Origin of the sequence: Cobetia sp. LC6 (assembly GCF_030264805.1) — a bacterium.
Classification (GTDB): domain Bacteria; phylum Pseudomonadota; class Gammaproteobacteria; order Pseudomonadales; family Halomonadaceae; genus Cobetia.
Genome location: NZ_JASSPL010000008.1, coordinates 179270 through 191005 on the forward strand (window position 1 = coordinate 179270; position 11736 = coordinate 191005).

At 65.0% G+C, this 11736-nt stretch carries 7 protein-coding genes; 3 read left to right on the forward strand and 4 right to left on the reverse strand.

Features of this window, described 5'->3' with window-relative positions:
* The first annotated feature begins 28 nt into the window (after positions 1–28).
* A complete protein-coding gene (locus QQF40_RS11355) occupies positions 29–1264 on the forward strand; it encodes an amidase family protein (RefSeq protein WP_285461397.1) in 1236 nt (411 codons plus the stop codon).
* Between the two features lie 131 nt (positions 1265–1395).
* On the opposite strand, the gene puuE is transcribed toward QQF40_RS11355, so the two are convergent.
* The 3 genes from puuE to QQF40_RS11370 all read right to left on the reverse strand — a co-directional run bounded on the left by puuE (position 1396) and on the right by QQF40_RS11370 (position 7219).
* Positions 1396–2349 carry an allantoinase PuuE gene (puuE, locus tag QQF40_RS11360; RefSeq protein ID WP_285461398.1) on the reverse strand — a complete coding sequence of 318 codons (954 nt, stop codon included), beginning with the start codon at positions 2347–2349 and terminating at the stop codon, positions 1396–1398.
* Between the two features lie 137 nt (positions 2350–2486).
* Positions 2487–5336: a helicase C-terminal domain-containing protein gene (locus QQF40_RS11365; RefSeq protein WP_285461399.1), complete on the reverse strand. Its 2850-nt coding sequence runs from the start codon at positions 5334–5336 to the stop codon at positions 2487–2489.
* Positions 5333–7219 carry a VRR-NUC domain-containing protein gene (locus QQF40_RS11370; protein WP_285461400.1) on the reverse strand — a complete coding sequence of 629 codons (1887 nt, stop codon included), beginning with the start codon at positions 7217–7219 and terminating at the stop codon, positions 5333–5335. Before QQF40_RS11370 ends, QQF40_RS11365 begins: the two co-directional genes overlap by 4 nt.
* A 291-nt stretch (positions 7220–7510) precedes the next feature.
* Between QQF40_RS11370 and QQF40_RS11375 the strand changes: the two genes are divergently transcribed.
* A complete protein-coding gene (locus tag QQF40_RS11375) occupies positions 7511–8233 on the forward strand; it encodes a DUF3581 family protein (protein ID WP_054556084.1) in 723 nt (240 codons plus the stop codon).
* A 192-nt stretch (positions 8234–8425) separates the two neighbouring features.
* On the opposite strand, the gene selD is transcribed toward QQF40_RS11375, so the two are convergent.
* Positions 8426–10789, reverse strand: a complete 2364-nt coding sequence (gene selD / locus QQF40_RS11380) for a selenide, water dikinase SelD (RefSeq protein ID WP_285461401.1) — start codon at positions 10787–10789, stop codon at positions 8426–8428.
* Between the two features lie 145 nt (positions 10790–10934).
* Here selD and QQF40_RS11385 point away from each other — a divergent pair, with 145 nt between their 5' ends.
* Complete coding sequence (locus tag QQF40_RS11385; RefSeq protein ID WP_285461402.1) at positions 10935–11600, forward strand: ACP phosphodiesterase; 666 nt, start codon at positions 10935–10937, stop codon at positions 11598–11600.
* Positions 11601–11736: the final 136 nt, after the last annotated feature.

Consider the following 11736-nt stretch of genomic DNA (forward strand, 5'->3'; position numbering starts at 1 on the left):
CATCATGAGCCGAAAGGAGTCGCTCCCAGTGGACAAACGTATCTATGTAGCGCCGGCACGTTTCTTGGGGCCGCGGGGACAGGGGCCGCTTGATGGTCAGAGACTGGTGGTGAAGGATCTGTTCGCGATCAAGGGCGAGCGCATCGGCCAGGGCAACCCTGACCTGCTGGCCAGTGCCCCCATCGAGTGGCAGACGGCGCCTGCTGTCCTCTCGCTTCAGCAGGCGGGGGCCGATTATCGGGCGCGCACCACCACCGATGAGCTGGCCTATAGCCTCAATGGCACCAATGCCCATTACGGCACGCCGGGGAATCCGCGTGCGCCGCTGAGGTTGCCGGGTGGCTCGAGCGTGGGCTCTGCGGTGGCGGTGGCACGTGGCGAGGCGGAGATCGGGCTGGGCACCGATACCGGCGGCTCCATCCGCGTACCGTCCAGTTACTGCGGGCTTTACGGGCTGCGACCGACCCATGGTCGTATCAGCGTGACTGGGCTCAAGCCGCTGGCACCGCGCTTTGATACCGTCGGCTGGATGACGCGGGATCTGGCGACGCTGACGCAGGTCAGTAAGGTGCTGATGCCGGCGGCGACAGCGACTCGACTGCCGGCTCGTATCATCCTGCTGGTGCCGGAAGGACTGGCCGCGGGGCCTTATCAGCGCCTGCTCGGGCCGCTCTCCCGACGCCTTGAATCACTCGGCTTTCAGTGCGAGCGGCGCATGCTGAGTCAGACCTTCATGGCACACGTCAGTGAAGCCTTCCGGATTCTGCAGGGCTGTGAGATTCGTCGCACGCACCAGGCATGGCTGAGTACGCCGGAGCATGGGCCCGAATCACGCTGGCCGCGCCTCAACCCGGATATCGCGGCGCGCCTCAAATGGTGCATGACCCTGAGTGATGCCGACGAGCAAACAGCAGAAGCCAAGACAGATACCCTTCGCCGCTGGTATCGCCGCCAGCTTGCGGCCAACCAGCCGGCTAGTCATCAGGAAGGCAGCGAGGCAGTCTTCGTGTTGCCCACCACGCCGGGCGCCTCACCGCTGCTGGGCGCAAGCCTTGAGGTGATGGAGGCCTATCGTCATCGCCTGATGGGGCTTACCGCGCTGGCGGGCTTGAACGGTGCGCCGCAGCTGAGTCTGCCGTGGCTTGCCGACTCGGCGGCACGCCTGCCACAGGAAGCCGCACCCCCGCCCTGGGGCGTGTCATTGCTGGGCCTGCCGGGGCGTGATGAGAGCCTGATGGCACTGGCCAGCATGTTGGAAAACTGACCTGCATGTTGGAAAACTGACCAGCGCTGCCTTGCATGTGTGATTGCAGACATTGACTGGAGTTGAACAGAAACGCCGCATCCCGAAAGGGCTGCGGCGTTTCTGGTGCTGGCGCTTGAAGGGGTGGTTCGTCAGCTGGCGGGGGTATAGGGATGCTCGCGCTGCCAGTGCTCGGCGATATCGATGCGCCGCGTGATCCATACCCTGTCGTGCGACTGGACGTAGTCGAGGAAGCGTTTCAGCGCCGCGAAGCGTCCCGGCCGGCCGGCGATCCGGCAGTGCAGCCCGACGGAGAGCATCTTGGGCGCGGCGTCGCCCTCGGCGTAGAGCACATCGAAGGCATCGCGCAGGTACTGGAAGAAGTCCTCGCCGTTGTTGAAGCCCTGGGCGCTGGCGAAGCGCATGTCATTGGTGTCCAGGGTGTAGGGCACGACGAGATGCGGCACCTGCTCACCATTGGCGGTAGTCACCTCCATCCACAGCGGCAGGTCATCGCCGTAGTAATCGCTGTCGTAGGTGAAACCGCCGTGTTCCACCACCAGTCGGCGGGTATTGGGGCTGTCACGTCCGGTATACCAGCCCTGCGGCGCATGGCCGACCAGCTCGCGATAGCTTTCCACCGCGCGTTCCAGGTGGGCGCGCTCATGGGCCTCATCCATGTGCTGATAATGAATCCAGCGCCAGCCGTGACTGGCGATCTCGTGGCCATCCTCCAGGAAACGTGCCACCAGATCCGGGTGGCGCGCCAGCGCCATGCCGACGCCGAAGACCGTCAGCGGAAATTCCCGGCGCTTGAATTCATCCAGAATCCGCCACACGCCACTGCGCGAGCCATATTCGTAGATCGACTCCATGCTCATGTGCCGCGCGGGGTAGGCCTCGGCACCGATGATCTCGGAGAGAAACTTCTCGCTCTCGCTATCGCCGTGCAGCAGGCAGTTCTCGCCGCCTTCCTCGTAGTTGAGCACGAACTGGACCGCGATCTTCGCGCCACCCGGCCAGTTGGCATGCGGTGGGGTGTCGGCATAACCGATCAGGTCACGCGGATACTCATCGCCCCACAGGGCATTGTCGGTGTCTGGCATCGTGCGGCTTCCTTGCGGGTGGCTAACGTAATGAAGAGCGAAGACAAGAGCGAAATGAACACACAATCACACTCCATTGATGTGCAGGCTTTGTGCCATCACGGCGCATGGTGGCGGCGTCACGCTTGCATCCCGCATCAATCCGTCGGTGTCCACCAGCGAGGCAGCAACCGGGCGACTTCCGGGCGCATGAAGCGATCATCGATCAAGTGGATCACGCCCTGATCCTGCTCGCTGCGAATCACTCGCCCGGCAGCCTGCACCACTCTGGTGAGCCCCGGGTACAGATAGGTGCAGTCATCGGCATTCAATGGCTGAATGACCGGGCGCGGTGCGCGCGTATCGTCGTGTGGGTCGCCTTCAGCCTGATTCGGTTGGCTGCGTCGCTGTGCGTCGTTATCGAGCCACGTGGCCAGACGCTGCTTGAGCGCTTCATTCTCGGGACTGAAGCCGGCCAGCCCCAGGGTGGCGATAAAAGCCCCGATCAGGCGCGAACCGGGCAGGTCGATCCCTTCGCCGAAGGCGCCGCCCAGTACCGCGAAGCCGATACCTTGGCCATCGGGCGTGAAACGCTGAATGAAGCGGGTGCGCTCAGCCTCCGTCATGGCGCGGGTCTGGCGCCATTGAGGAATCTCCGGCGCCAGCCGTTGCAGGGTGCTGGCGACCTGTTCCAGATAGGCGAAGCTCGAGAAGAAGGCCAGATAGTTGCCCGGGCGCTGACGGTATTGGCGCGCCATCAACTCTGCGATCGGCCGACAGGAGGCGTCGCGATCCCGCAGGCGTGTCGAGATCCGGTGACGACTGACCTGGACCTGGGTCGCGGTGAAGGGGGAGTCGACACTCAGCCAGACGGCATCGTCCGCCAGACCCAGCAGGCGATGGTGATAGGCCGGTGGATTGAGCGTGGCCGAGAACAACAGGGTGGCGTGACTGGTGCACAGGCGGGGTGCCAGCCACGGCGCCGGGCTGACGCAGCGCAGTCGCGGCTGGATCTGGCGCACGCTGCGCCCGCGGGCCTTGCGTGGCCGGGCTGCTGCTCCTGCTTCTCCTCCTGCTTCTGCTCCTGCATCCGATGCTGCGCCGGAACTCGAGCTTGAATCGCTGGCCAGTGATGCCTGCCGCGCGGGGGGCGTGGCGGCGAGTTCGACCTCGAATAGCGAGTGATCACCGAAGCCTTCGGCGAGTCGCGCCAGAGTCAATGCCGCGAAGTAGGCCTCCATCATCTCGGCATCGGGTTCTACACGGCGCCTGGCCGTGGAGGGGGGCGAGCCGGAGTCTGTCGTTGCAGTGCCTGTATCGTCAGCACTCGGATCAGTAGAGGAGGCATCGCTTGCGATCAGGCCCAGCTGTTCGGGGGCTTGTGTGGCGGTGGCTTTCGCTGGCTGTTGCCTGACCGCCGCAGGGGATGCGGCCTTGTCAGGCTCTGCCAACCAGTCACCCATCGCGCCGGTCCACTGGCTCAAGGCCTTGAGGAAGTCGCCGGGCAGAGCCTCCAGCGCAAGGCGCTGCGCCTTGTGGCCTGCGTCCTTGCTATCGACCTTGCTTGCCTGTGTAGCGCCGTCAGTACCCTGATCGAGCTGCTCCAGCGCGCGCCATTGGCGAGCCAGCGCGCGTGAGGCCGAGCGCAGCGGGGCCGGATGGCCCGTGCGGCTCAACTGCTTGAGCAGAAAGTGGAACTGGCGCGCGTCGAGCTCGGTGCTGTACATGCCGCGGGCGCGCTCGATGAGATTGTGGCTCTCATCGACCAGTACCACCGTGCGCCAGTCATTTGCTTGGGTCAGGGCGAACAGAAGTGCATGACTGTCGAAGTAATGGTTGTGGTCACCGATGATGATATCCGCCCAGCGCGAGAGTTCTTGGGCGAGAAAATAGGGGCAGATGTCGTGGGCCAGGGCATGGCGGCGTGTCGTCGCCAGTCTCAGTGGCCGTTGGTCGCCGAGCGCGGCGTCGCGCGCTGCGGGCAGGCGATCATAGAACCCGCGTGCCAGCGGGCATGACTCGCCATGACAGGCGAGGGTCGGGTGCTCGCAGGTCTTGCTGCGCGCGCCCAGTTCCAGAATGCGCAGCGGTGTCGTCGGTGTCTTTTCCTGGCCCTCGCTGTCATCAGCGGCTGGTGCCAAGGTGGCCAGCGCGTCGAGTGCCAACGCGCGCCCCGGGGTGCGGGCGGTGAGGTAGAAGAGCCTGTCCGTGCCGCTTGCGGGCATCGCGCGCAGTGCCGGATACAGCGTCGCCAGTGTCTTGCCGGTGCCGGTCGGCGCCTCGGCCAGCAGCTCGCGGCCGGTCATCACCGCCTTGTAGGCATGCTCGGCCAGCTGGCGTTGGCCGGGGCGCCAACTGGGCCACGGAAAGGCCAGGCGGCTCAGCGCGCTGTCGCGGGCACTGCGATGGACCAGCTCATTGGCGGCGAATTCGCTGAAGCGTGCCGCCAGACGCGCCAGCTCCGCCTCCAGCGCCTCACGGCTCCACCAGGCTTCCAGACGCTGCTCATCATGATGTGGCTGGCCTTTTTTGGGGCCAGTCTGCTCGTCCTGCTCATCTTGGGGGCCCTTGGTGCCCCTGGGCGCCTCCGCCGCGATGTCCAGATAGACCAGCGCCAGCGTGATGCCTTCGAGGTCTCGGCTGCGACACATCAGGGCACCGTAGACGCGTGCCTGGGCCCAGTGCAGGGCGCGATGGTGTGCGGGCTGACGGGAGAGATCGCCGCGATGGGTCTTGATTTCCTCGAGGCAGTTGCGCCCGGGATCATAGCCATCGGCGCGCCCACGGATGGTCAGATTGCCGATGTCACCGCTGAGCGAGATCTCGCTTTCATAGTCCTTTCCGCGTCGGCGCACGACACGTTGGTGACCACGGATGCCCTGCTGGGCAGTGGGCGATGGCGTGAAGCGCAGGTCCAGATCGCCCTCGCGCGCGGCAAAGGCACACAGTTCACGCACCGCGATCCGGTAGCGTCCGGGCTCAGCGTGGGTTTCGTCTGCCTTGGTCATGATGCAGGAGGTACCTTGTGCTCGGAGGATTCACCCTGCGAGGCTTCGGTCGCGCTCAGCCATTCGACTCGACACTCCAGCGCCGGCATCGCATGGCGTGCGAACAGGGCCAGCCATTGACGCTGGTTGTCCTGCAGGCGGTCATTGGGCGCCTTGACCTCGATCAGTCGATAACGGTCGCTGCTGCGTTCGGGGAAGAACTGGATCAAGTCCGGCAGACCGGCACGATGTTCGCGAGGGTTGGCCAATAGGTGGCGGAAACAGGCTTCCAGATGCGCGGGCGGGATGCAGTCCAGTGCGTGGTTCAGCAGTTCCTCACTCAATAGCTCCCAGTGCACGAAGGGTGCTTGAATGCCCTGTTTCTGCTGATGGCGTTCACGGATCACCGTCCGGTAGCTGTCCTCCTTCAGGCGCGCGAAGCAGGCCTCGAAAGCGGCTTGGCGACGGCTGACGAAGTCAGGACGGTAGAGGTCCGCTGGGCCGGTATGGAAGGCGTGGAAGAAGGCCCCCGGTAAGGGGGCGAACAGCACCTCCCAGCACAGCAGGGTGAAGAGCGCGGGGATCAGGCCATTCTCGACATAGAAGACCGGTGCCTCGGGCGTGGCCAAGGCATGGGCGGCCGCGCGCTCGACGCCGTGGATGCCGGCCGCCGCAGAGGTGGCAAGATCGGGCACCGTGAGGGTGATCTGTGGCGTGGTCGGCGCCTTGGCGCGTCTGGGCGCGGGCAATCCGAGGCCACGACACAGACGCGGCAGGGCGCGTTCGAGTGCCAGCTGCTCGTCCAGCGTGATCTCGGCGCGCGCCAATCGCTCGCTGGCCAGCCCGTGGGCTGTGCTGATATCGCCAGACAGCTCCAGCGCTCTCATCCGGCGCGGCATGGCACGCGGGGCATACGCGGAGTCCTCGAGACAGGCGTACTGGCGGGCAGCCGCCTGATGCCAGCCCTGACGCTCGGCGTCGCGGGCCAGCGAGAAGCGCAGGCGGTCGCGCCGCTGCGCCAGCCAGGCATTGGCACGATCATCAATAGCGCGCCCGTCAGTGGCATGAGCGTCAGTGAGCTGATGAGACGCGGACGGCTCAGTGGGGATCTCATCTGACGCTGCAGACGGCGTCGCATCCAGCGCCGCGACGATGCGCTGCCAGTGCAGCTCAAGCTCAGCGTTCGCCGTGCGGCCCAGCCGCTCACGGGCTTGCTGCCAGACCTCACGCAGCTGCTCCAGGGCCAGATAACGATCCACCTCCCAGCGATGGGTGAAGGCGCGCGAGGCCGGCGACAGGGCGACCGTCTCGCAACGCAGCAGGCCAAGCTCGCTGAGTACGAAGTCCGACAGGTTCTGGCGCAGGTTGCCGAAGAACATCAGGCTCAGGCGCCGCGACAGCTCACCCAGCCCGACACTCAAGGTATCGGCGGCGGGGTCGTTCAACCACGCTGGCAGTGGCCGTGGCGTGATGTCACCCAGCAGCTCGCTGATGGCATCATGCATGCGGCGCTTGGGCGTACTTCTGTGCAGCTCGGGAAAGGCTGCGCGGAGGCGCGGCAAGGTCACCAGCGCCAGCATCTCGTCCAGCGTCAGATCGGCATTGTGGCGGCACAGACCGTCAGGCGTGGCACTGTCGGCGAGCGGTGTGATCAATGGCTGGCTTGCGGCCTCGATCGCACCGATCTCGGCATAGTGCAGCTGCGAGCGCTCGAAATGATCGCCCTTGCGCATCAGCAGTCGCACCAGCAAGGCCCGCGACGCATCCGGCAGACGCGTGATGGCGTCCACCGTGGCACGCTCCGCCTCTGTCAGCAGATCGGCGTGACACTGGCAGACCCAGTCGATCAGGGTGTCGAAGTTGGCCAGGTAGTAGCGCGGATTGTCGAGGGGAGCGGCTTGCATGGCGACCTGTCGAAGTGGCGGGCAGTGCGGCGGTTTGCCCGAAAGCATGGGGTTATATACAGTATATGGCCATCTGTCGCGCTGCAATCTCTTGCAAAGCCTGTCACGAGTCACCACCTGACTGTCATCCAGTGGTAAAATCGTTTCATCTGCATGTCTTGAAAGCTTCATCACACGACAGGTGGGCAGGCGTGACAGCGCGTCGACCGCGATTCCTCCCCTCGGAGGCATTTCCGCGATGGTTCAGGATGGGCCATCGATCATCATTCAAGCAGGGCAGGAAGGCAGTCCATGTTTCTTGATCAGTTTCACCGGGTCGAAGATGGCCGCGTGCGGATCACCGCCGAGCAGGCAAGTCGTTTCGCCAAGCAGATGGCGGGGGATTACAACCCCATTCATGACCCGGACGCGCGACGCTTCTGTGTGCCCGGTGACCTGCTGTTCTCCCTGTTGCTGGCGAAGTTCGGTCTGTCACAGTGCATGACCATCCGTTTCTGCGGCATGGTCGGCAACGATGTCCCCTTGATCTTCGAAGCGCTGGACGCCCCCGACGAGAATGGCGTGTCCCTGCTGGTGCGCGATGAAGCCGGCAAGGTCTATCTGACGGTCGAGCGCAGCGGCGATACCACCCATGATGAGGAAGTGGTCGCCAATTTCACCCGCCAGTACATCGCCTTCTCCGGGCGTAACTTCCCGCACTTCCTGCAGCCGTTGATGCTGGAGAAGGGCGTGATGTTCAACCCGGCGCGCCCGCTGGTGATCTACGACAGCATGGGCTTCTGTTTCGAGCGTCTGGATATCGCCGACCTGCACCTCGATTTCGTGGGGTCCTCGCTCGAGGTCAACGGCAAGCGTGGCGATACCCTGCTCGAGTTCAGCATCCATGATGGTGAGCAGTGCATCGGCAGTGGCTCCAAGAAGCTGGTCGTCAGCGGGCTGCGGGATTACTGTGCCGAGACCATGGATGCGTTCGTGGAGTCCTTCGAGGCGCTAAAGCGCGAAGCCGAAGCCTGAGACAGCCGGTCAGTCTGACGCTTGTCGCCAGACGCCCCGAGCATGAGTCGGCAGTCATCAAGACGCCCGCCAGAGAATTCTCTGGCGGGCGTCTTGGCATCTGAATGTCACAACGCTTGTGAAGCATCGCTGGGAGTCGCCGGTTGTTTAATCGCCAACTGGCTGGCTCGCCGTGTGACCGTCTAACCGCGCTCAGCGCTTGATGCTGATCGGCGCCAGTGCATCGCCTTGGGGCGTGATGCGCCCGATGATGGCGCTGGCGTGATAGCCGGCGGCCTTGAGCGCGGCCAGACAGGACTCGGCTTCCCCGGGCGGCACACTGGCCAGCAGGCCACCGGCGGTCTGCGGATCGAATAGCAGCGGATAGCGCGGATGATCGATGATGCTGGCCTGATCCTTCAGGGCACGCTTGAGGCGCAGATTGGCCGGTTGCAGCGAGCTGACCACGCCGCGGGCGACACAGTCCTCGGCGCCGTCGAGCACCGGCAGGGCATCGATCTCAAGCTCGGCATCCACGCCGCTGGAGCGGGTCATCTCCACCAGGTGGCCGAGCAGACCGAAGCCGGTGACATCGGTGGAGGCGGTCGCCTGATGCGCGCGCAGGATATCCGCCGCGCGCTGACTAGATTGCTGCATGCTGTCCAGCGCGGCGTCGATCCAGCGGCCGCGGGCTTCAAGGCGTGCGTGCGCCGCCAATAGCGTACCGGTGCCGATGGCCTTGGTAAGCAGCAGCACATCACCCGGCTGCATGCCGCCCTTGCAGGTGACGCCGGCCAGACTCTCCTCCACCAGACCATTGAGCGCGAAGCCCAGCGCCAGCTCCTGACCTTCGCCGGTGTGGCCACCGACCAGACTGCAGCCCGCCTCATTGAGTACCTCGGTCGCACCTTGCATCAGCTCGCGCACCAGCGGTTCGACCTTGCGCTCGACCCCCTGTGGCACCGTGGCCACCGCCGTTGCCGTGTGCGGCGTCGCGCCCATGGCGTAGAGATCGCCCAGCGCGTGATTGGCGGCGATGCGCCCGAACAGATAGGGGTCATCGATGAAGGCGCGGAAGAAGTCGACGCTGTGCACCAGCGCCTGTCCTTCGGGTACGCGCACGATGGCGGCATCATCCGGGGCATGCAGCCCGACCAGCACGTCCGGGGTCTCACGTGGGGCGAGGCTCTGCAGCGCTCGCGACAGCACGCTGGCGCCGACCTTGGCGCCGCAGCCGCCGCAGCGCATCGCCAGTGCGGACAGGGCCTGATGCGCCTCCTGCTCATCCAGCTCGGCGGTCAGGCGCGGATGAAGCTTGCCATCGTGCCCCCTGAGCGCTTGCCAGGCAGCGCGGATGCGCTGGTGCACCCCGGGAAGGCGGCCGGTATTCGTGGCGTCCTGCATGCTGGGCAGTTCATTGAAGCGTGCCATGAACCGGCGGTCGATATGGTCCTTCCAGCGCCACAGCCACGGGCGCAGACGTGGCGCGACCACCCCCAGCTTGCCGCGTGAGGCGATGGCGTCGCGATCCCCGGTGCCGATCAGCGCCAGCCAGCGCGACTGCGGGATATGGTCCTTGAGTGGTTCGCCGCGCACGGCCCTTCGCAGATTGTCGGCCAGCGGCCGCGCCTGACGCACGGCAAACACGCCGGCCTTCTCGCGAGGATGGTTGAGCTGATGCGCGATATCGCCCGCGGCGAAGATGGCGTCATCCTCAAGCGTCTGCAAGCTATCGCGCACCTTGAGGAAACCATCCTCGTCCAGGCTCAGTCCGGTCTTCTCCAGCCAGCGCGCGCCACCGGCCCGTGTCACCCAGATGGCCTCATCCGCCTGATGGCAGGCACCACTGGCACTGATCAGCTGGCGCTGGGTGGTCGAGGATGCACGTTTCACGGCCGTGATCTCCTCACCGAAATGTACCTGGATACCACGCTCGTGCAGGGTAGTGGCAAGTGCCTCACTGACCGTGTGCGCATGGGTGGGCAACAGACGCTGACCGCGGGTGATCAGCGTCAGGTTCGGCTTGAGCGCCTCGGGCAACTCGGCGGCGAGGCGCTGCTGGATGGCCAGCAGCAGCTCGACCCCGCCGGCACCGCCGCCGACCAGCACGATATCGAGCGGGCGCTCGGCGCTTCTGGCGCGCTCGAGCAGACTCAGCCAGCGCTGCTGGAAGGTGCTGATCGGCTTGACCGCGACCACGGGGGCGTCTGCGGCTTCAGGGTCACCGATACCGTCGATGTGGGACAGGCGAGGCGTGGAACCGATGTTGATCGACAGCAGATCATAGTCGACCGCCGGGCGCTCGGCGCAGATCACGCGGCGTTCACGGCGGTCGATGTCGATCACCTGATCGCGATAGAAGCGGGCGCCGGCGAACTGACACAGTCGGCGCAGGTCGATATGCACATCGTCGAACGTATAATGACCGGCGACGTAGCCCGGCAACATGCCGGAGTAGGGGGTGTCGGTGTCGCGACAGATGACGGTCAGGCGGACACCGGGCTCTGGCTGCATGGCAAAGCGCATCAGTACGCCGACGTGGCTGTGCCCACCGCCGATCAGGACGATATCACGCACGATAGGCGCTTTGACTGGCACGGAGGCGGACGGCATCGTGAATCTCGATAGTCAGTAGAGTAGGGAAACAGGAGCAGGGTATGCAGAGCCAGGGCGCGCCAGATGAGACCGGCGACAGGATTCGCAAAAGCAGGAGTCTAGCAACTTGAACTTTCTCGGTCATGCACGCCTGAGTCTGGCGGGCAGCGATAACTTCCTGTTTGGCAACCTGATTGCCGATGGCGTGCGCGGCAGTGACCTGAGCGACTGGTCGCCGGAGATAGAGGCAGGCATCCGCTTTCACCGCCACTGTGACGCGGTGATCGACGCCCATCCCGAGACACGCTGGTTGTTGACCCAGGTGCCGCCTTCGTCGCGACGTGTCGCCGGCATAGCCTTCGACATGATGTGGGATCACCTGCTGGCCGCCGAGATGCACGATGACGATATCGAGCGCCTCTATCGTCTGCTGGCGCGTGAGGAGGTGCCGTCACGTCTGTCGAGCCTCGTCGAGTGGATTCAGGTGCGCGATGCGCTCAGGCGCTATCGGGAGCTGGAGTTCACGCTCGCGACGATTGTCAGCATCGGCGAGCGCATGACGGCCAGATGCCGCTTACGCCAGACGAGTGGTTTACGCCAGCAAAGTGATACTCGCAAGCCAAGTGATTCACGCAGCGGGAGGCATACGCACAAGGTGGGGGGTCTGGATGCAGGTGCCAATCCGCTGGCGGACATGACGCCTTGGCTGGCGGACAACCGCGCGATGCTCGAGGACAGCTTCGCGCGGTTGTGGCCGGACATGCTGGCATTGCGCCAGCCGCCCGCTATCTGACGATCAGATCTGCGCTCAGCGCAGCTCCAGTCGTGTGAAGGGCCTCAGCAGGTAGGAGAGCACGCTGCGCTCACCGGTCTCGATGTCGACCGTGGCGACCATGCCCGGCTTGATCGGCAGCGTCTCGCCGTTGTGC